An 18,912-nucleotide genomic window follows, 5' to 3' on the forward strand; every position below is an offset into this window, starting at 1 on the left:
GAACGGTTTTCGTCCGCCTGACGCTCTTAAGTGGTGCCGGTTGAGAGGATTGAACTCCCGACCTTCGGTTTACAAAACCGCTGCTCTACCGCTGAGCTAAACCGGCGAATTGAAGCGATCGGTGGACAACGAAAATGCCCGCCGCATGGGGCCGCTCTTCGGCGGCTCGAATAGCAGACTTGGTCGCAAAGGACCAGAACCTCAAGAATCGCTCCAGCGCACCCGAGGCATGAAAAAGGCGGCCTCCAGCCGCCTTTTCTGGACTCGATTTGCACTAATCTGCTGGCGAACATGCCTGTGGCCGTCATCGCCGCGGAACCAGGTGCCCGGGGGGCAGACAAAGCCGTTGCGCGGGGCATATTCGTTGCCGCCGATCGGGGCCCTGGCGGCGGCAACCGGGGCGGTCGCGATGGTTGCGGCAGTGCCGATCGTTCCGGTGTTCGCATAAAATTGGCGTGATGCCGAGTAGCGGGAAAGCTCCGGGCTCTTCGATTTCGATTGCGCGATCCTCAAGCCGGTGTGAAGTTCCGGCTCCCTATCATTTGAAGGATCGGGAAATTTGATTCAGCCGCGCGATGTACCGCTGCGACGAGGTCCATCTGCGCGCGGCAATCTTGCAATCGGCGAGAATGCCGCCGGAAGGCCACTGGGCGTGCTCCGCTGCCGACGACCCGATCATGCGCGCCGCCCTCTACAACGAGCAGGCCGAACGCCGCTCCTGGGCATCGATGCGGAGCCTGTTCGATGAAGCCTTGACCTGACAAAGGCTTCGAAGTGGTATTTTATCAAACAGGCAAGCGAGCAGGGGGCGTATGTTCGGAATTCTGGGGCTGGGATTTTTGCTGGGCATGCAGCATGCTCTTGAAGCCGATCATATCGCCGCCGTCTCCAGCATCGCCGCGCGCCGCAGCCATGTGGCCGATATCGTCAAGCACGGGCTGACCTGGGGGCTCGGCCATACGCTTACCTTGTTCGTGTTTGCCGGCGTCGCCATTCTGCTCGGCCGCGCGATCCCGGACAGCATTGCCCAGCCGCTCGAAACCGCCGTCGGCCTGATGCTGGTCGGCCTCGGGGCGCATGTGCTGTGGCGGCTGTGGCGCGACCGGGTGCATTTTCATCAACACGGTCATGGCGACGGCACGGTGCATTTCCACGCCCATAGCCATGCCCGCGAAACCGCGCCGCACCCCCGCGCTGCTCACATCCACGAACATGGTTTCCGCTGGCGGACCCTGCTGGTCGGCCTGATGCACGGCATGGCGGGCTCGGCCGCACTTCTGGTGCTCGCGGTCACGCAGGCCTCCAGCCCTGCCGTCGGGCTCGGCTATATCGCATTGTTCGGCGTCGGCTCGATGATCGGCATGGGCGCGCTGTCGACGGCGATCGCGGTGCCGCTCGCGGTCTCCGCCCGCTGGCTCACCTGGGCCAATCGCGGCTTGCAAGGGGCGGTGGGGCTGGTCACCATCGCGATCGGGCTGATAACGATCTACGAAACCGCTTTTGCCTAAGGAGGAATAAGAATGGATCGCCGCAATTTTCTGGCCGGAAGCGCCGCATGCTCGCTGGCGGCGATGATGGATGGTCAGGCGTTTGCGCAATCGGGCCCGCTGACCAAAATTATCTTCCCCTTTGCGGCCGGCGGCAGCGGCGACCTGCTGTGCCGCCAACTGGCGCAGTATCTGCCCACGCTGCTCGACCGCAATTTCATCGTGGAGAACCGCACCGGCGGTGACGGACTGATCGGCATTCGGGCGGTGAAGGGCGCGAGCCCCGACGGCGCCACGATCCTGATGACGACGGGCCCGACCATGTATCTGCTGCCCATGGTGGAGAACGAGCCGAGCTTCGACTCTGCCAAGGATTTTGTGCCGGTCTCGCAGCTTACCCGCTTCGAATTCGCCGTCGTCGCGAGCCCTGCTGCCGGAGTCAAAGACTTCAAGGAATTGGCAGCCTGGCTGAAGGCGAATCCTTCCAAGGCGACGTATGGCACGCCCGGCAGCGGCAACATCCCGCATTTCACCGGATGGCAGCTCGAACAGGCGCTGGGCCTGTCGATGACCAAGGTCCCGTATCGCGGATCGGCGCTGATGGTGAACGATCTGATTGCGGGTCACATCCCGTTTGGCATCACGACGGTTTCCGACACGATCACACAACACCGTGCTGGCGGTTTGCGGATTGTCGCCGTCGCCAGCGAGACCCGCTCTTCGTTCTTGCCAGACATCCCGACTCTGAAAGAGAGCGGCGTCAATCTGGTGGCGGATGGCTGGTACGGTATGTGGCTGCCGGCCGGCAGCTCGCCGGAGTTCGCGAAGAAGCTGAGCACCGCCGTTGCCGAGGTGCTGGCGAAATCCGAGGTGAAGGAAAAGCTGCTCGCGGTCATGTTGATTCCGGTCGGCTCCACGCCGGAGCAGTTGACGCAAAGACTCGCGGCTGACCGCGCGTTCTGGCAGCCGATCGTGAAGGCCACGGGCTATAAGATCACGAACTAGCGCGGGCACCCCCTCGCACCGACAAAAATGGCTCCTTGAGGGGCCATTTTTCACTTGTCGATGTCTTAGTAGTCGTCCCAGCAGCCGGTGCGAAGGCCAAAAGTCTGCTTAGATCTGGAAGCTCATGGAGCATTGACCAAAATCAAGCTGGCACACAAAGGAGGGTTCCTTGGCCAATGAAGGTAGAGTGACGCGCAAGCCGCATGAAAAACCTGCTGCATAGTTTGTCATGCGACCGATCTTCCATCCGAGCCTGGTCAACGGTCGCTACGGCGATCCGACGGTCTATGTGGAGACGCTGTTCAAAACGCACAGCGTGCTGTTCGATCTCGGTGAAATCGCTTTACTGTCACCGCGGAAGATACGACGCGTCGATCAGATCTTTGTCTCGCATGCGCATATCGATCATTTCGTTGGCTTCGATCATCTGCTCCGTTTGCACGTAGGATTGGAGAAAACTGTACACCTTTACGGCCCGGCCGGTTTTGCCGAGCGCGTCTTCCACAAGCTTCAGGCCTATCGATGGAATCTGGTCGAGAACTACGGTGCCGATCTGATCTTCGTTGTCAGCGAATTTGAGACGCCGAACTCCATCGCGACCAGGCAGTTCCGGCTGAAGAACGCCTTTGCCGCGGAACCGCCGGTGTCGAAGACAATTCTTGACGGCGTCCTATCTGACGAGCGGACCCGCCGGGTTTCAGCCGCCATCCTTGAGCACGGCACGCCCTGCCTCGGCTTTGCCCTGCAGGAAGCTGCCCATGTCAACATTTGGAAGAATCGACTATCCGAGCGCGGGCTTCCGGTCGGTCCGTGGTTGCAGTGGCTCAAGCAGGCGGTTGTGGAAGGCCGGCCGGACGATCATTTGATACGGATCGATGGGGCGGCGGCTTCACACGATCGCCTCGAGCCGCTCGGCAGCCTGCGTGACCTCCTGACGGTCACTGCCGGCCAGAAAATTGCCTATGTTACCGATGTTGTCGATACGCCGGCCAATCGCGCCGCCATCGTGGCGCTCGTTCAGAATGCGGACATCCTCTTCATCGAGGCGGCATTCGCGAGGATGGATGCCGCATTGGCGAGGGAGCGGGGCCATCTTACAACGACGGCTGCCGGAGAAATTGCGCGGGAAGCCAATGTGCGCCGTGTCGAGCCGTTTCACTTCTCTCCGCGCTATGCGGGAGAGGAGGAGCGGATGCTGGCCGAGGTGATGACGGCGTTCAGGGGGGCCACATCTGACGCAAAAACCTGAGCGGTATTTTCATGCTCGAGGAAAGACGTTTGCCGGCTGGGCATCGGAAATTGGTACGGCTCTTTCTGTGCGGAGATGTCATGTGCGGCCGCGGCATCGACCAGGTGTTGGCGCACCCCTGCAGCCCCGAGATTTACGAACATTACGTGCGATCGGCGGAGGAGTACGTGCTGCTCGCCGAGCAGGTGAACGGACCCATTCCGCGGCGCAACGGGCCGTCCTACGTTTGGGGCGCTGCGCTGGACCAGTTGGCGCGCATGCAGCCGGACGCGCGGATCATCAATCTCGAAACGGCAGTGACCCGCAACAACGACCGCATGAACAAGGGCATCAACTACCGCATGAGCCCGGAGAATGCAGAATGCCTCGCGGCGGCCGAGATCAACTGCTGCGTATTGGCCAACAATCATGTGCTCGATTGGGGCCGCGCCGGCTTGCTGGAGACGCTGACTACTCTACAAAAACTCAACGTCAAGACAACGGGCGCGGGGCGCAACGATCATGAAGCGCGCGCACCCGCGGTGCTGAACCTTGGCAAAGCGCGGGTCTTGATCTTTTCGTTTGGATCGACATCGAGCGGCATCCCGCTCGAATGGGCTGCGACGGCAGACACTCCGGGCGTCAACTTGCTGCCTCACCTCTCCGAGGCGAGTGTGTCAGAGGTCGCCGACCAGGTCATGGCGCACAGGAGGCCGGCCGATCTCGTCGTCGTTTCGATCCATTGGGGATCCAATTGGGGATATCACATTCCCCAAGAGCAGAGAATTCTGGCCCGGGCCCTCATCGACAAGGCAGGTGTGTCGATCGTTCACGGACATTCCTCGCATCATCCGCGAGCGATCGAAATTTATCGAGACCGCCTCATTCTCTATGGCTGCGGTGATTTCCTGAACGACTATGAAGGCATCAGTGGTTACGAGCGCTACCGTGACGACCTTGCCTTGATGTATTTCGCCGACCTGGATCCGACCAGCGGAAGCCTCCATGCGCTCAAGCTGGTTCCCCTGCAGATCAAGAACTTTCGTCTCTCCATTCCAGCGCGGCAGGACATCGAATGGATCCAGCAGACACTGGACAGGAGATGTCAGCAGTTCGGAACAAGGGTCATTCCTGATTCCGAACGGCAGCTTGTCGTTGTCGGGCCTCGGGCAGGGACCTAACCCTGGTCACGCCTGCTTTCGGCGCGACGCGGACCATCTGCGAACACCCGATGCCTCGTGCGTTGATGACGGACAGCGCGCTCTACCGCTGCGAGGAAAGAGGCGATCCAATGATCGAGGATCCAGCCGGCCTGGCCAAGTCCTCGATTGCCTTGTTTTGCTTGTAACGTCTGCGTCATGTTAGGCACCTTTGCCACCGGAGAGCAGGTGCTCCCGGTGGCGTAAGAGACGACAGCGCGGTCAGTCTTATCGCCGCGCTTCGAGCACGATGTTGAACGGTGTCTCGGCCGCGATCCGGACACGGCTAAAACCGGCTTCGCGCAGAACCGCTTCCAACCGCTTTGGTCCTGCCTGCCCACCGAGGGCGAGCCCTACCTCCTGCGCCAGGGAAACCGGCGTGCAGATCATGGTGGAGCCGGCATAATAGAGGCGGCCGACCGGATTGATGTTGTCCTCCAGCCGGTCTCCTGCAAGCGGCTCCACGGCCATGAACGTGCCGTCAGGGGCGAGAGCCTGCAGAATGCGGCTCGCCGCGCCGACGGGATCACCAAGGTCGTGCAGCGCGTCGAAGCAACAGATCAGGTCGAAATTGCCGCCGACAAAATTCTTGGCCGTGGCGACGTCAAATTCCGTCCTGGCTGCTACGCCGTCGCGTTTCGCGTTGTCGCGGGCGCAGGCGATTGAACCTTCGTGGTTGTCGATCCCGAAAAATCTGGACCGTTCGAATGCTTTCGCCATCAGGATGGTCGAGATGCCATGGCCGCAGCCGATATCGGCGACCCGCGCGCCGCGGCCGAGCTTTTCGACCACGCCGTCCAATGCGGGAAGCCATTCCTGCACCAGATGGGCCTTGTAGCTCACGCCGAAAAAGCGTGACATTCCGCTGAACAGGCAATTGCATCGCTCGTGATAGCCGGAGCCGCCGCCGTTGCGGAAAGCCTTGCTCACCTTGGGCTGGTCAACCATCACCGCCTGGCAAACCTCGAACGAGCCCAGCATGTAGACCGGGCTGTCAGGATTGCCGAACACCATGGCCTGCTCGGGATTCATGGAGAAGCGCTTGGTCGTAGCGTCATAATCCAGATAGCCGGCGGCGGCGTGGGCGCTGAGCCATTCGCGCACAAGGCGCTCGACTGTTCCGGTCCGGCGCGCCAGTTCTTCCGGCGTCACCGGTCCCGACGTGGCGAGCGCGCTGTACAGTCCGAGTTCGTCACCAATGCGCACCAGCGGTGCAATCATGGCGGCGCCGAGATCGCCCAATATCCGCGTAACAAATACGTCCAACTTCTGCTCGTTTAATTCTCTGACCAAAATGTTCATGGCTGCCTCCTTTGGCGCGATGGGACATAGGTCCTCGCGGGGCTGCGGCAAATGACCAGACTGCCGGATGGCTTGACTAGGCGTCTGAATTCTTTCTATTTTTTGCAGTTCGTCCGAGAAGCGTGACCGAGCGTCCGATTGGAGCTGCGACTATGGGGGCGGATGCCCTGTCCGATGTGTTGCGCGCGGTACGACTCAGTAGCGCGATGTTCTTCCATCTTGACGTCCGCGCACCATGGGTGGCCGAGGCGCCGGCATCGGCTGCCTGCGCTTCAGCCGTCTTGCCTGGGGCGCAGCACGTCATCGAGTACCACGTGGTGGTCGATGGTCGCTGCTGGGGCGGGTTGATCGATGCGCCATCCGTGCGGCTCGAGACCGGCGATATCATCGCTTTTCCGCAGGGCTCAGCACATGTGCTTTCCAGCGCTCCGGGCATGCGGTCGATGCCTGATTTGAACATCTATGGTCAGGCAAGGGCTGGTCCGCTTCCGCTCATGATGCGCCTTGGTGACAACGGACCCGCCGATGCGCGCATCCTGTGCGGATTTCTCGGCTGCGACACGCGTCCCTTCAATCCGCTGGTGGAGGCGCTGCCTCCGGTCCTGCATCTGCAGGGAAGTTCATATCGGGAGAATTCGGGACTTGGTTACCTGATCAATGCCGCACGGGTTGAATCGGAGGGGCGCCGCACCGGCGGGGAGGGCGTGCTGGCCCGGCTGGGTGAACTGCTCTTTGTCGAGGCGATCAGGTGCCATATCGAAGCGCTTGGCCCCGAACAGACCGGCTGGTTCGCCGGCTTGGCCGATCGACACGTCGGTCAAGCGCTGAATCTCCTGCATGGCGAGCCAGCGGCGGATTGGACATTGGATGATCTCGCGAAGGCCGTGGGGTTGTCGCGATCGACGTTCGCGCAGCGGTTCACTCATCTGATCGGGCAACCGCCGATGCAGTATCTGACGCGCTGGCGCATGCAACTCGCTGCCGGTCTGCTGGCATCTGGAAGCGATCCGATCGCCCGCGTAGCCGAGGCGGTTGGCTACGATTCCGAAGCGGCCTTCAACCGTGCGTTTCGCAGAACGGTGGGGACGCCGCCGGCCGCCTGGCGGCAGACGCAGGTGTCGCCGGAGTAGGCGCGATGGCGCTTAGCGTCGTGGGGTAAAGGGTTCACGAAACGATTGTGACAGGTTGGCCGAACGGCAACACTTGCCGGAAAATTATCGCTACGCGCGCGGCGGTTCCCGAGACCCTATACGATGCTAATCGTCTGAATTACTGCATGATTTGTCAACATTGGCAGCGGGCTCGAGGGAGTGTCAAACGTGCCGCGTCCGCGTTTTGACTTGATGATGATTTACTAGTTTAACTAGCATTCTGTCTCTGACGGTAGTTGGGGCATCGAAGCGGGTGCGACCGGGTTTTTGATTGACCCGTCGGGCCGCGTCTGCCGAAAGCAGGGGGATAAGCACCGCATGAGTTCGTATTTTCGGCGGCAGCTTGCAGATTACGTCGAGTATCATCGCGACCCCTGGAATTGCGCAATGCATGTGTTCGGCATCGTGTTCCTGTTCCTGGCCGCTATCCTTCCGCTCAGCCTGTGGTCCATCACCGTGTTCGGGTTCCAAACCAGCGCCGCAACCATCGCTGTCGTACCGGTGCTCGTCTATTGGTTTCTGCTCGATTTCGTGCTTGGCGCCGGAATCCTCGGAGCCGCGGTTGTGTTGCTCTCAGTTGCTGCCGTGATCGTTAGTCATGCGACGGCTGCCGGCATGTGGTCACTTACGGCCATCTTGATTGTCGTCGGCGTCGCATCGCAGATTATTGGGCACCGCGTGTTCGAGCGGCGGCAGCCGGCGCTGGTCGACAATCCGACTCACCTGTTGCTGGGCCCAATGTTTGTCATGGCAAAACTGTTTATCGCGCTGGGCTTTCGGCGCGATCTCGCCATCATCATCCAAGTGCATCCGCAAAGCGCTGCATCTTGATCTCAAATAGCTCAGCTTGAGTTCATCGGCAGCATGACGCACATACTGGTCACGGGCGGCAGCGGATTCATCGGAAAGCACCTCGTCTCGGCGCTGATAGCGCGAGGTCGGCAGGTGAGAGTGCTCGATCTTCAGCCACCCCCTCGCGCGTTGCCGCAGGTTCAGTATGTCAGCGGATCGGTGCTTGATCGGGACCTAGTTGACCGCGCGATGGACGGGGTCGACGAGGTCTACCACCTGGCCGGCTTGCCAGGGATGTGGCTGCCGCGGAAGGCCGATTTTCACACTGTCAACTTCGGCGGCACCGAGATCGTCATTGAGACGGCGCGCAAGCGCGGCATAAAGCGCTTCCTGCACTGCTCGACGGAATCCATTCTGTTCCGTGCCTCGCCATCGGCGGTTCCTGTCGCCGACGATGCGCTTCTGCCGGACGACATGCCGGGTCCATATACGCGCTCGAAAATGCTCGCCGACCGGTTCGCCATGCAGGCGGCCGCATCCGGATACCCGGTAGTTATCGGCTGTCCCACCATGCCCGTCGGGCCTTATGACCATAACGTTACCCCGCCGACGGCGATGCTCCGGTATTTTCTCAACCGACGTCTCCAATTGCATCTAGATTTCGTCGTGAACCTGGTCGATGTGCGCGACGCCGCCGAAGGGCTGATCTTTGCCATGGAGCGCGGACAGGCTGGACATCGCTACGTGCTCGGTGGCGAAAGCATGCCGCTAAGACGGGTTCTCGAACTCATGTCTGATATCAGCGGCCGTCGCATCAGGTGCATTCAAGTGAACGGCAAGGTCGCCGAAATGGTGACAGCAACGCTGGAGTTCATCGCCGATCACGTGACGCGCCGGCCTCCGTCCGGTACGGCCGAAGGCGTTCGTATCGCATTGCGGGCGGGGGCGTTGTCGATCGAAAAAGCGCAGCGGGAGCTGGGCTATGCGCCGGGTCCCGTCGAACCCGTTTTGCGTGAAACCATTGCGCATCTGCTTGATGCCCGCCACAACCAACCTGAATGGGACTCAATGCCGAGCACTCGTTTCACGTCGAGCGCCTGTTCGGCGGTCGATCCAATCGCTTAAGGTGGTCCGCGCTATGCTGAACGATCCTGGTCAATGGTTGGCTTTCGCTTTGAGTGGCTGGACCACTACCTGGCCCACACAGTTGCTCGCCATCATCTGGATTTTGTGGGTCATGAGCTGGGTTTTGGCGTCGTTCTGGTCCGGTCAAACGAAGAAACACGTGATGACCTGGGACTCGCTCAAATACCGTTTCCCGATTCTCGTAGGGGCCATTCTTTTCTTGCCATTGACCGGCAAGGTCCTGGGCGAAAAACCGCTCTGGCAGTTTGGTAGCCTTGGCATCTACGTGCTGGCGTGCCTTGTCCTTGCGGGGATCTCATTCACATGGTGGGGGAGAATTCATCTCGGACGCTTCTGGTCGAACGCGATCACGCACAAGGAAGGCCATCAGGTCATCGATACCGGCCCCTATGGGTTGGTGCGCCACCCGATCTATACCGGGCTTATCGCCGGGATGCTGGTGACGGGTACAGCGGTCGGGACAGTTTCCGCGATGCTGGGGGCGGCGCTGATCTCGCTCGGGATGGGGTTGAAGGCCCGCATGGAGGAGGGCTTCCTCACGGCGGAACTAGGTGCGGATGCCTATGGATCGTATTGCCGTCGCGTTCCGATGCTGATTCCGTTCCTGCCGCGCACCTGACGTCGCTCTGCACCTACCGTTTCCGTCGCGACGCCGCTGGTGTCGCGACAGGTGGAGCAAGACGGCGCGGAACCAGGACGCGTTGGCCAACTGACAGCGGTGCACTGTCGGAATGCTGATTGGCCTGGGTAAGTGACCACAGCGGTACATGGTTCAGTGCCGCTAGCTTCTGCAAGGTATCGCCCGAACGGGCGAGTTGTTGCGTGCCGCTGTCCCACAGCTCCAGCGGGGCATCAGGAGGAACGACGTAGCGCAGCGGTACCGCCTCTCCCTTGGCTGGCGTCGTCGCAAGTTGCGCAATTGCTGTCACCACTTGCTCGTGGATGGAATCCATCTTGTCGATGTTGATGTGGGTGACTTCCCCGTGCTGCTTCAAATCGAAGCTCGCGTAGTGACCCTGGTAACCTTGCTCCGCCACCACATCACCGCCGCCCAGTATGCTGTCGGACAGGAAAATGTTGATGAAACGCTCGACGTTCAGCGGCACTTTCGGGCTTGCCTGCGCCGGATCAATGGTGACCACCAGGCTTACCTGTATGTTTTCGGACTTCAGTATCCCGGCGAACGTCAAGGCGCACAGTCCGCCCATCGAATGACCGATCAGCACAATCGGCGCAGGATCGTTCCGGAAATCGCGGATCGCCTGATCCGCAATCAGCCGGCAGATCGTGAATTCGTAGACGTCAGCCCGGATACCGGCTTCCTGGAGACGATTGGTCAGGCGGTCCATCCCGCGCGAAAAGATCGGGCCGAGCGCGCCGCGGAACAGGTAGACGCGCGCCTGCGGCGGGGCCGCGGCTGGTGGCGTGTCGGGAGCGACGGTTGCGACAGCATTGGTCGTGCGCGCGACCGGATCGGCGACCGCCAGATTGCAAACGGCCGACAAGATGCTGACGGAAAGGGCTGCACGGATTACCACGGCTGCAACCAGCGTCGGACTTTTCATGTACATTCCGCTCGCGATTTAGGCGTAGAAGTGCCGAACCTTGAATGCCGGCGGGCCATACCACCCGGCGCTCTGCGGGTGATCTATCGTCGAGGAATTGGCAGAATTTGCGGCGCCCGTCGCTGCGGCGGCGGCGTTCGAACTACTAACGTACCGCCGCGGCGCTTGCCGTGCCGGACCTCGCCGCGCTTGCTTCTCCAGGTTGCCGCGGCCTCTGGGCCCCCGAAGCTGGTACGGATCGGCCGAAGACGACAGCGTCGATCTCGCTTATCACCTTCTGCTGCATGATCAGGTTCTTTTCGATGGACATGTGCCCGACGCCAGGCACGTTCTGCACGTTCACATTCTCGAGCTTGCCCTGGAATTGTCCGGTTTTCTGAACCGGCGTGCCGGCGCCGTTGGCGATGTAGAAGTTTATATAGCGTCCCACGCGTCCCGAGAGGCTGGTGCGAAACACCGAATCCAGGCCGATGGCGAGCTTAACGGGAGCGCCAAGCTGATCCAGCTTGGCGACCATGTCGGGAAGCGCGGTCGCGCCCGAGGAATGCCCGACCAGAATGATCGTCTTGATCCTGCCACTCTTGTATCCGGCGGCGGCTTCGTCGGCGAGTGACGACCAGGAGGCAAAGTTCGCGACAGTGACCGGGATGCCCTGCGCCCGCAGCTTTACCGCAATGTCATCGAGCCCCAGGGAAAAGATATTGAGCACGCCGCGGAGCAGATAGACATGAGCAGTCGAGGCTGCCGGCGCGGAACTCCTTGCCTGTGCCGGGCTTGCGCCGATCGCCAGGAGCAACAAGACCGCGATAGCTATCGCATGCAGTCGACGCAACGATGCCAGACTGAGAAAGGATAACCAGCCGACAGTTCCGATATCGCCGCGATATGGCTTCATTGCGCTCCTCGAAGGGCTGCGGAGTGTTTCGCCGGCGCGACCGTAGCGCCCGCGCGCTCGGAACTGCAATAAATGTGGCGTGAGCACTGCAATTTACCGACCCGACGTGTCTCCGCCGCAACACTGATTTCCGACCCCTCAATGGTTTGCGCTAGCCGCCCGGTACCAAAGCGCAACAGATGACTACAATCAGATGTCAAAAGCAGAAATTGAAATGAGGGAACCCACCAGACTCAGTTAGATTCCGTGCAGCTTGAATTTGGCAGGGGGCACTGATGCCATACTTCAACTTTGATCTCGTCATCGGCGCGGAGTTCAAAAACCAGGGCGGCATGTATCTCGAAAACACAGAAAACGCGATCGATAAGGCCGAAAGCCTCGCGAGCGAGCTTTGCATCGTTCGCCCCGAGCTGCGTTCCACCGGATGTGCTGTGCGTGTCACCGATGGAGACTGTAACGAGCTCTACCGTACTCCGGTCGACCTTATCGGCCGTGGATGAAATCGTCCGTCGCGCACGATGCGTCGTAAGCGCACGAGGTCGAATTGGTCTGAACTGTAGACTACTGCAAGGGCAGTAGTTGAGTTGGTAGCGATTTCTTACCGAGGGGGCAGTTCGTTCGGTCCTTGGCGGACGGGTTCTGCGCTGTAGATTCGTTGGAATGGTTCGGATCAGATGCCGATGGCTCGGTCGTGCTCGTAAACTCGGCCAGGTCGGCATTCGATGGCGATTCCACGTAACTAACAACGGCGAACGTAAGGGCGAACAGGGTGAAAAGCCCGACCACCACTATGGTGCCCATTCCCTGCCAATCGATTTGGCTGTTGAATAATGGCATGGCTCGTCTCCCGAAGCCGGGTTTGCGACGGCCTTAGATCAACTCGCGGTTCTCGACTGTGAACTGTCTCACGCCTCACGCTCACTTGATGCCGAGCCAGATCAGCACCCCGTCGTGTATCTGCAGTTGCTGGTTGGCATAGGTGGCTATCTTTGCGTTTGGCATCGCGTGACGTGCATCTTGGGCTGCAGGGCCCAGTCGAACAGCTCCGACTGCAGCCGCGCCACGATATCGGCGCAGGCAGAATCGGCACCGCGGTCGATCGCTTCCCTGCTATTTCGTCGCTACGCGTCGGGCTGGCATCACAGTGGTGGTGGGCGCCATCGGCGAGATCGAAAACGTCAGCCACGTATTCCAGCCGGCCGGACGATTCTCCGCGGCAAACTCACCGTATCCTTTCAGGCTCAGAAAGCCCTGCAGCTCGCCGACGGGAAACAGAAAGCCGATCTGAGGACCGACGCTGAATACTCGGGACCGGAAGCCTCCCAGGATGGGATGCGCGCCGAAATCGTCCGTGACCTGCTGATAAGCATAACCCACTAGGCCAACGAAAAGCTGCTTGGATAGAAACTGGGAGGCTCCCCAATCGAGATGGAAGTCGATACCGTTCTGGTACTGCGTATCATTGTTCTTGAAATTGTAGGTGAACCCGGCGACCGCAGAAAATTCATGACCCGCCTGCGGATTGAAGTAGGTGTAGCCGCCGCCGGCGTCGATGGCAGCGTGACCGATGCCGAGATTAGCTAGGCGCCTCGGATCGTAAGCTCCTGTTGGAATATCTCCCGTCACATAGGTCATGAAATTGTGCACGCCGGCGTTCCACTTGAGCGTGGCCTGCGGGTAGAGGTCGCCGACCGAGGTGATCGAATCGCCGAAACTGCCCGTGCGCGTTATCGCCAGGGGGCCGATCGCCGCCGTCAGAGTTCCGTCAAGATTCGCACTCGAACGCCCGAACAGCCCGGTTACGCCGATGGCAAGTTGTCCGCCGAGCACCGGCGTTGCGAATGTGTAAGTGGGATTGAGCAGCACGAGATCCGCCTGCGCATTCAAACGCAGGTTCAGGTCGACGTTCACCGTGGCGGGGATTCTGCCGACGTGGATTTCCCTGGCGGCCGCTGCGCTGCCGAACGCACTTACCCTGGTGTGATAATAGACCTCTGCCATCGACCAGCCGGGCACCTGAGGGGTCGCAGCAAGGCTGCCGAAGCGGCCGGGAAGCCAATATGAAACTCCGCCTTCGTCGGCGAAGAGGGTCGCAGACGAGAGTGACGTCATCACCATCGCTGTGGCGGCGACCGAGATTCTGAACGGCGAACGAATTCCAGGTCTTATTGTATCTCGCCGATTGGGTTGTCCCTCTCTCCGGACATGGGCAAGCCGCATGACATCCCCCCGCTGTTTATGTGCATCTCGTGACCGGATGGGCAACGCAGCCCCAAGATTCATGCCGGCCCGGCGCGAGGGCCGGCATGAGACTTAAATTCTCAGGCGCCGACTTTCCTCGCGGCAGGAACGGTCCATGTGCCGTTGATGATCGACGGGTCCGTTTCCTGCGGCCAATACATGCGTAGCATGAGGATGAAATCTCCTGCAGGCGCGGGAAGCCAGTTTGCCTCCTTGTCCTTCCCCGGGGAGTCCTTCTGAATGTAGAGATCGACCGAGCCGTCCGGGTTTTCCTTCAAATCTTCACGCGCGCTGACCGAGTAGCGGTTGATCGGATTGTTCACAAAAAAGTAGCCGCTGTCGTACATCGTGAGCGACCAAAATCCCTCCACGGGAGGCAGGTGGCCCTTGGGAAAGCGCATGACGTACTTGTTTGCGCCATTGTACTTGTGGCCATCCGCGTCCTTTTGCGAGGTCGGATAAACCGCATCCTGCGGCCGGTTGGCGCCGAGGCCGATGGCGGTTACGAGGGCCCGCATCAGATAGTCGGTGCCATAGATGCCGGTCTTCGTCGTGAAGGCGAAGCCATTCTCGTCCTTGATCGCTTTGTTGATCTTGAACTGGAGCATGATCCTGTCGAACGATAGTTCCGGCACGCGCTTCAGGAAGTCCGCCTTAAGCTTGCTTTCGTCAAAATCCTGGCCGGGAACGATGCCGATGCGGGCGAATCTGGCAAGCTGGGACGCGTCGGCAGCGTATGGCGGATTAGTCTTCATGAGCTCACACAGCAGCTTGAAATACGACGCCGCGTCCATGCGGTTCACCTGCTCGCGAACAGCCGTCTTCATGTCGATCGATGGATCAACTTTGCCTGCGGGCGGCATGTACGGCTTGCCGTAGGAACTGAGTGGAACGAGCTTGCACTCGTCCTGCAGCTTGTGCACGGCTGCATAATCCTCCGGCGTGCCGGTGCAGTAAATGCGACCGAGCAGCCAGACGATGTTGGTGGCCGATTTGTACTCCTTTACGCCATCCGGCAGTTTGCCTTTCCAACCGGGTCCGGTGATTGCGTAGGTCTGTGCGCCGGTGCCAGTTGTGCGCTTGCCTGGGACCTGGAACACCGTCGTCCAGCCATCCAGCATTGGCATCAAGAAATAACGCCCCTTCATGTCCGGGATGCTGAGGACCCACGGCTCTTTCCCGACATCGAAAAAGGACGTCGTGTAGAGAGTGTCCGCGTTCGGCGCCGTGACATCCCTGAACGAGGCGTCCGGATATTGGCGCAGCTTGATGATGTGGCCCATCGGCCCTCGCGTGCCAACGGGTTCGGCGACGTTGGTGATGATCCGGCGGGTCATCTCCATCGTCACCAACGGATAACCAAATATGTAGGCGTCGCTAGCGAGCCAGAAATCCTCCAGGCCCTGACCCACTCCAAAAAAAGAATCCTGGGCAAAGGCTGATCGTGCTGCGGCCGCACCTGCCAGCAGTCCCATTCCACCAAATGCGAGGGATCGACGGGTGATGTTCATCGTATTTCCTTTCCTGAAACAAACTCAATGAAGGGTAGCGATTTCAGATTTGAGTCCCCTTTGATAAGGCGTCGGCGATTTCCTCATGACGGGGGGTCCGGGAAGAACTGCGCTGTGCTGCAACGGCTGCGATGCCGCGAGCATTTACGGCTCAATAGCAAGGCGGATAAGGATAGTATCCGCACCGTGGCGCGTAGTATGGATATGCCGCAGCTCCCGCCACGGCAGCCGCTCCAGCAACGGCAGCACCACGATAGAAAGCACCGCGCCAGGCCGTTCGACGGGCGACACCGGCAAACGATAGCGGGGTGAACGGACGGCCAATGATGTCGATAAAGACTGATGCCGGTCCATCAGATCCCGCAAGGTCGCCTTCGAGCACATCGACATCGAAAGTCAGCTTGTCGCCTTCAAGCTTGGGCGATTTGAGCACTACAACTGCGTCGGCCACCGATGATCCGTCTTTCTTGAACCCGGAAACTGTTGCGTTTGGAGGATCCTTCGCAAAATTGTCGCTGCCGTTGCCCCAATCCTCGACAATTCGCGCTGTGAGATCGTGACCGGCCGCCCGAACAGGCCGGTCGGCAAACACGATCGCATTCGGCGAAATTCCCGTCAGCACAAGCTTTCCGTCTTTCAAGCTCGCGCCGCGCGAATTGAGGACGAAGAGGGAGGGGACGACTTCCGGCTTTGCCTGACCTATGGATTTCTCAAGCGGCATGTGCGGCTTATGCTCGGATGCCGATTGAGCAAAAAGGTCTTGGGGGAAGGCTACCAATCCGGAGGCGCAAACTGCGATCAGAGCAGCACGAAGTATCATGGAGATTCTCCCAAAGCGGATGGTTTCTTATTCGGCGGACCCGCTGGCTTTCCCAAATGGGCCCGCGCACGTTGCGCGCTTCGTCGACAAACAGTGGCTCCTTGGAAGCCTCGGCAATTAGTTTCAGCAAGCGGCTTCGCTAAACATTTTGCGCCATTCAGATCGCGCGTCTTGCCATTTCGCGCCAATCCTTCGGAAATAGTTCAACGGTGTGATGGCGTCTGCCGATGCTTGCGAGAAAGTTGCTGCCGTCTGTAAACAACGGGTTGAACTTTCATCAAACGCACGAAAGTGCGGCTGAAGCTGCTGGCATTGGTATAACCGAGGAATTTAGCGATATCCGACAGACGCTGGCTTGAATTCACGAGCAAACGGCAAGCCATGTCCAGGCGAACCTCTGCGAGCATTTCGCTGTGACTTGTGCCCATTCGACCGAGATGGCGCTGCAAGGTACGCACGCTGATCTTGAGTTCGCGAGCCGTACTATCGAGGGTTGCGTCACCATGTCGCAGCGACGCGACAATCGCCGCTCGGACCGCTTGAAGTGAAGGCAAACGGACAGCTCTCATCGGTTGGTGAGGCGTGAAGCCTGTGCTCCCTCCAGGAAAACAGCCGATTCTGTAAAGCTAGAGCCGCTTCGCGGACTAATCTGGCCATCCGCTGCCAAAATTTTCGTCAAAAGGAATCAGTCGGCAGCCTCACCCAAACGTGCACGACAAAGACGAAGCAGGAAATTGGCGGCCTGCTATTCTTGCGATTGCGACCAAGTTCTGGGGGTAAAATAAATAATGACCGTCATTCCTTTGACTCGTTGCCAATTCCTCATGCCTTTCGCAGAGATTCACTCCGAGATAGGCGGACCAACTTCCGCGCTTCTGGCCAAGTTTCAGCTTCCTACGTGCTTGGAAGAGAAAGCGGATCACTACGTGCCGCTGATGCCGGCCGTTCGCTTCGCGACGGCTGCTCAGGGAAAGCAAGGAATATCAGAGCTTGCTTTTCGAGCGTCTCAGCGGCTGTCTTTCGACCATCTGAGCGATGCTCTGCGCGCCAGAATCCGCCATTCGCCAACTCTACTGGTTGCCCTTCAGCAGGCGTGCAAGTGGGCACCGATCGAAGATACAAATCTCCATCTATGGCTAGAGCCATGCGGCGAGAGCTTGAAAATCTGTAGCAAGCTACTTGGAACGGAGGGCATTTCACATCTTGAGATGTCCCAATGGCTTCAGAACATATTCGTCATACACATCGTCCGTCAGTTCGCTGGAGCGAACTGGACTCCTGCAGTAATCGCGTTTGAAGCAATCTATATACCCAGCATTGAAGTTCAGTCGTATTGGCCCAACACCCGCTTCTTGTCAGGTCAAACGGCCTCATGGATCGAAGTGCCGCTGCAGCTCTTGAGCTTTCCAAATCTCGCCGATGCCACCCCGTCGAATGCACTTGAGAACGAGCCCCAGCCGTTCGGGAAGGACGTCGTCAGCGTCCTCAAGTTGAGCCTGCCTTCCTACCTTGATGAAGGTGGTCCTACGATTATTCAGGCGGCTGAGATGATTGGACTGAGTGTCAGGAGTCTGCAGAGGAAACTTTCGCTTGCGGGACTTACATATTCGGGCCTGCTCGAACAGGTCCGCTTCAACAATGCGATAAAACTCCTAAGCGATACTGAGAATAAGATCATCGACGTAGCGTTCTCATCGGGCTACGCTGACCCTGCCCACTTTACTCGTGCTTTCCGTCGGATCGCCGGATGCACCCCGCGAGAGTTTCGCGATAGATGGCGGCACGCTGACGTGTCCGCGCCCTAGACTAGTTTCTGTCGCGAAACGCCCGGATTTGGGGGCGCCGATCCAAGTTATGCCGATGGATTGGGCACAAAATGAAGGAGAGCAACGGGACCGGCAAGCTCGGGACAGATGATTTTTGAGTTGGTTTCAGGTATTGCGCGCCGGCTGTCAGCTTGAGATGCGCTGAGCCGTGGCCACTTTGAGTGACCGGGGCAGGCCTACGGGTCTATCAAGCAGCTTTTCGCCTGCGCGACGATCCTGCCATCAGCATTGCCGCAATCCTCATGAGATTGTTGGCGAGCACCGCGGCGCCGACCCACAGTTCGAAGCGGTCACGTCCCTCGGCGAGACAGCGCTTCATGCCGCGGCCTCGGAACAGCACGGAGATGCGTCCCTCGATGCCGGCGCGAAAGCGTTGACCATTCTTGAAGACCACGCTCTTTTCGTACGCCTCACGTCGTCCCGTCCTCTTGCCACCACGCTGAGGAATGCACACCACCTTCACGCCGGCGTGCTTGCACGAGGCAAGGTTCTGCTCGCTGAAGAAGCCACGATCCGAGCCATACAGCTGCGGGGCACGGCCAAAGGCCTGCCTGTGGCGCTGGAGGGAAGATGCCACATGAACTTCGTCGGGCGGATTGCCTTTCAGCACCTCGTATTGCGTGATCAGGCCCTCCGCGCTTTCGGCGAGGAAGACTTTGTGGCCGAACTCGATCGGCGTGCGCACCTTGCCGCGTTTGATCAGGTCGGTATGGGGCTCGAAGATGGAATAAATCTTCTCGTCGG

The 18,912-nt window shown here is 59.6% G+C and carries 20 protein-coding genes, 1 tRNA gene and 1 pseudogene; 11 read left to right on the forward strand and 11 right to left on the reverse strand.

Going from position 1 to position 18,912, the window contains the following annotated elements; translation table 11 throughout:
• Positions 1–31 precede the first annotated feature (31 nt).
• Both KJQ96_RS27340 and KJQ96_RS27345 read right to left on the reverse strand, forming a co-directional pair.
• Positions 32–106, reverse strand: a tRNA-Thr gene (locus tag KJQ96_RS27340).
• A 95-nt stretch (positions 107–201) separates the two neighbouring features.
• Entirely contained in the window at positions 202–513 is a 312-nt protein-coding gene (locus KJQ96_RS27345; protein WP_213289476.1) for a hypothetical protein, read from the reverse strand.
• Between the two features lie 62 nt (positions 514–575).
• Here KJQ96_RS27345 and KJQ96_RS27350 point away from each other — a divergent pair, with 62 nt between their 5' ends.
• From KJQ96_RS27350 to KJQ96_RS27370, 5 genes are all read left to right on the forward strand, one after another.
• Positions 576–761, forward strand: a complete 186-nt coding sequence (locus KJQ96_RS27350; RefSeq protein WP_213289477.1) for a hypothetical protein — start codon at positions 576–578, stop codon at positions 759–761.
• A 51-nt stretch (positions 762–812) separates the two neighbouring features.
• Positions 813–1,508: an urease accessory protein gene (locus KJQ96_RS27355; protein ID WP_213289478.1), complete on the forward strand. Its 696-nt coding sequence runs from the start codon at positions 813–815 to the stop codon at positions 1,506–1,508.
• A 12-nt stretch (positions 1,509–1,520) separates the two neighbouring features.
• A complete protein-coding gene (locus tag KJQ96_RS27360) occupies positions 1,521–2,492 on the forward strand; it encodes a Bug family tripartite tricarboxylate transporter substrate binding protein (protein ID WP_213289479.1) in 972 nt (323 codons plus the stop codon).
• Between the two features lie 229 nt (positions 2,493–2,721).
• Complete coding sequence (locus tag KJQ96_RS27365; RefSeq protein ID WP_213289480.1) at positions 2,722–3,741, forward strand: MBL fold metallo-hydrolase; 1,020 nt, start codon at positions 2,722–2,724, stop codon at positions 3,739–3,741.
• 11 nt (positions 3,742–3,752) lie between these two features.
• Entirely contained in the window at positions 3,753–4,901 is a 1,149-nt protein-coding gene (locus KJQ96_RS27370) for a CapA family protein (RefSeq protein WP_213289481.1), read from the forward strand.
• A 246-nt stretch (positions 4,902–5,147) separates the two neighbouring features.
• Here the strand turns inward: KJQ96_RS27370 and KJQ96_RS27375 are convergent, their stop codons facing one another.
• Complete coding sequence (locus tag KJQ96_RS27375; protein WP_213289482.1) at positions 5,148–6,221, reverse strand: class I SAM-dependent methyltransferase; 1,074 nt, start codon at positions 6,219–6,221, stop codon at positions 5,148–5,150.
• Between the two features lie 152 nt (positions 6,222–6,373).
• Here KJQ96_RS27375 and KJQ96_RS27380 point away from each other — a divergent pair, with 152 nt between their 5' ends.
• The 4 genes from KJQ96_RS27380 (at position 6,374) to KJQ96_RS27395 (ending at position 9,929) form a co-directional block, all read left to right on the forward strand.
• Entirely contained in the window at positions 6,374–7,351 is a 978-nt protein-coding gene (locus KJQ96_RS27380) for an AraC family transcriptional regulator (RefSeq protein ID WP_213289483.1), read from the forward strand.
• A gap of 339 nt (positions 7,352–7,690) precedes the next feature.
• Complete coding sequence (locus tag KJQ96_RS27385) at positions 7,691–8,203, forward strand: DUF962 domain-containing protein (protein ID WP_213289484.1); 513 nt, start codon at positions 7,691–7,693, stop codon at positions 8,201–8,203.
• Between the two features lie 33 nt (positions 8,204–8,236).
• Positions 8,237–9,289, forward strand: a complete 1,053-nt coding sequence (locus tag KJQ96_RS27390) for an NAD-dependent epimerase/dehydratase family protein (RefSeq protein WP_213289485.1) — start codon at positions 8,237–8,239, stop codon at positions 9,287–9,289.
• 13 nt (positions 9,290–9,302) lie between these two features.
• Positions 9,303–9,929: an isoprenylcysteine carboxylmethyltransferase family protein gene (locus KJQ96_RS27395; protein WP_213289486.1), complete on the forward strand. Its 627-nt coding sequence runs from the start codon at positions 9,303–9,305 to the stop codon at positions 9,927–9,929.
• Positions 9,930–9,942: 13 nt separating this feature from the next.
• Here KJQ96_RS27395 and KJQ96_RS27400 read toward each other — a convergent pair whose 3' ends face one another.
• Together KJQ96_RS27400 and KJQ96_RS27405 are read right to left on the reverse strand one after the other, a co-directional pair.
• Entirely contained in the window at positions 9,943–10,875 is a 933-nt protein-coding gene (locus KJQ96_RS27400; RefSeq protein ID WP_213289487.1) for a LysM peptidoglycan-binding domain-containing protein, read from the reverse strand.
• A gap of 145 nt (positions 10,876–11,020) precedes the next feature.
• Positions 11,021–11,770, reverse strand: coding sequence for a hypothetical protein (locus KJQ96_RS27405; RefSeq protein WP_213289488.1), 750 nt, complete (start codon positions 11,768–11,770; stop codon positions 11,021–11,023).
• Positions 11,771–12,045: 275 nt separating this feature from the next.
• Between KJQ96_RS27405 and KJQ96_RS27410 the strand changes: the two genes are divergently transcribed.
• A complete protein-coding gene (locus KJQ96_RS27410) occupies positions 12,046–12,270 on the forward strand; it encodes a hypothetical protein (RefSeq protein ID WP_028349101.1) in 225 nt (74 codons plus the stop codon).
• Between the two features lie 61 nt (positions 12,271–12,331).
• Here the strand turns inward: KJQ96_RS27410 and KJQ96_RS27415 are convergent, their stop codons facing one another.
• From KJQ96_RS27415 to KJQ96_RS27435, 5 genes are all read right to left on the reverse strand, one after another.
• Positions 12,332–12,607, reverse strand: coding sequence for a hypothetical protein (locus tag KJQ96_RS27415; protein WP_213289489.1), 276 nt, complete (start codon positions 12,605–12,607; stop codon positions 12,332–12,334).
• Positions 12,608–12,880: 273 nt separating this feature from the next.
• Positions 12,881–13,888 carry a transporter gene (locus KJQ96_RS27420; RefSeq protein WP_213289505.1) on the reverse strand — a complete coding sequence of 336 codons (1,008 nt, stop codon included), beginning with the start codon at positions 13,886–13,888 and terminating at the stop codon, positions 12,881–12,883.
• Between the two features lie 203 nt (positions 13,889–14,091).
• On the reverse strand, positions 14,092–15,522 hold the full coding sequence (locus tag KJQ96_RS27425) for a DUF1254 domain-containing protein (protein WP_213289490.1): 1,431 nt from the start codon (positions 15,520–15,522) through the stop codon (positions 14,092–14,094).
• Positions 15,523–15,673: 151 nt separating this feature from the next.
• Complete coding sequence (locus KJQ96_RS27430; protein ID WP_375293207.1) at positions 15,674–16,342, reverse strand: hypothetical protein; 669 nt, start codon at positions 16,340–16,342, stop codon at positions 15,674–15,676.
• 203 nt (positions 16,343–16,545) lie between these two features.
• Positions 16,546–16,896 carry a helix-turn-helix domain-containing protein gene (locus KJQ96_RS27435; RefSeq protein WP_249734588.1) on the reverse strand — a complete coding sequence of 117 codons (351 nt, stop codon included), beginning with the start codon at positions 16,894–16,896 and terminating at the stop codon, positions 16,546–16,548.
• Between the two features lie 234 nt (positions 16,897–17,130).
• Between KJQ96_RS27435 and KJQ96_RS27440 the strand changes: the two genes are divergently transcribed.
• Complete coding sequence (locus tag KJQ96_RS27440) at positions 17,131–18,147, forward strand: helix-turn-helix transcriptional regulator (RefSeq protein ID WP_213289493.1); 1,017 nt, start codon at positions 17,131–17,133, stop codon at positions 18,145–18,147.
• Positions 18,148–18,355: 208 nt separating this feature from the next.
• Here the strand turns inward: KJQ96_RS27440 and KJQ96_RS27445 are convergent.
• Positions 18,356–18,912: pseudogene (locus KJQ96_RS27445) on the reverse strand (ISNCY family transposase); the annotation flags it as partial.

Source organism: Bradyrhizobium sp. sGM-13, assembly GCF_018398875.1.
Taxonomy (GTDB): domain Bacteria; phylum Pseudomonadota; class Alphaproteobacteria; order Rhizobiales; family Xanthobacteraceae; genus Bradyrhizobium.

Bases quoted from the DNA above. Each gene is read 5' to 3' on its own strand.
- KJQ96_RS27350 (WP_213289477.1), top strand. From the start codon at position 576: ATGTACCGCTGCGACGAGGTCCATCTGCGCGCGGCAATCTTGCAATCG.
- KJQ96_RS27355 (WP_213289478.1), top strand. From the start codon at position 813: ATGTTCGGAATTCTGGGGCTGGGATTTTTGCTGGGCATGCAGCATGCT.
- KJQ96_RS27360 (WP_213289479.1), top strand. From the start codon at position 1,521: ATGGATCGCCGCAATTTTCTGGCCGGAAGCGCCGCATGCTCGCTGGCG.
- KJQ96_RS27365 (WP_213289480.1), top strand. From the start codon at position 2,722: ATGCGACCGATCTTCCATCCGAGCCTGGTCAACGGTCGCTACGGCGAT.
- KJQ96_RS27370 (WP_213289481.1), top strand. From the start codon at position 3,753: ATGCTCGAGGAAAGACGTTTGCCGGCTGGGCATCGGAAATTGGTACGG.
- KJQ96_RS27375 (WP_213289482.1), bottom strand. From the start codon at position 6,221: ATGAACATTTTGGTCAGAGAATTAAACGAGCAGAAGTTGGACGTATTT.
- KJQ96_RS27380 (WP_213289483.1), top strand. From the start codon at position 6,374: ATGGGGGCGGATGCCCTGTCCGATGTGTTGCGCGCGGTACGACTCAGT.
- KJQ96_RS27385 (WP_213289484.1), top strand. From the start codon at position 7,691: ATGAGTTCGTATTTTCGGCGGCAGCTTGCAGATTACGTCGAGTATCAT.
- KJQ96_RS27390 (WP_213289485.1), top strand. From the start codon at position 8,237: ATGACGCACATACTGGTCACGGGCGGCAGCGGATTCATCGGAAAGCAC.
- KJQ96_RS27395 (WP_213289486.1), top strand. From the start codon at position 9,303: ATGCTGAACGATCCTGGTCAATGGTTGGCTTTCGCTTTGAGTGGCTGG.
- KJQ96_RS27400 (WP_213289487.1), bottom strand. From the start codon at position 10,875: ATGAAAAGTCCGACGCTGGTTGCAGCCGTGGTAATCCGTGCAGCCCTT.
- KJQ96_RS27405 (WP_213289488.1), bottom strand. From the start codon at position 11,770: ATGAAGCCATATCGCGGCGATATCGGAACTGTCGGCTGGTTATCCTTT.
- KJQ96_RS27410 (WP_028349101.1), top strand. From the start codon at position 12,046: ATGCCATACTTCAACTTTGATCTCGTCATCGGCGCGGAGTTCAAAAAC.
- KJQ96_RS27415 (WP_213289489.1), bottom strand. From the start codon at position 12,607: ATGCCATTATTCAACAGCCAAATCGATTGGCAGGGAATGGGCACCATA.
- KJQ96_RS27420 (WP_213289505.1), bottom strand. From the start codon at position 13,888: ATGGTGATGACGTCACTCTCGTCTGCGACCCTCTTCGCCGACGAAGGC.
- KJQ96_RS27425 (WP_213289490.1), bottom strand. From the start codon at position 15,522: ATGAACATCACCCGTCGATCCCTCGCATTTGGTGGAATGGGACTGCTG.
- KJQ96_RS27430 (WP_375293207.1), bottom strand. From the start codon at position 16,342: ATGATACTTCGTGCTGCTCTGATCGCAGTTTGCGCCTCCGGATTGGTA.
- KJQ96_RS27440 (WP_213289493.1), top strand. From the start codon at position 17,131: ATGACCGTCATTCCTTTGACTCGTTGCCAATTCCTCATGCCTTTCGCA.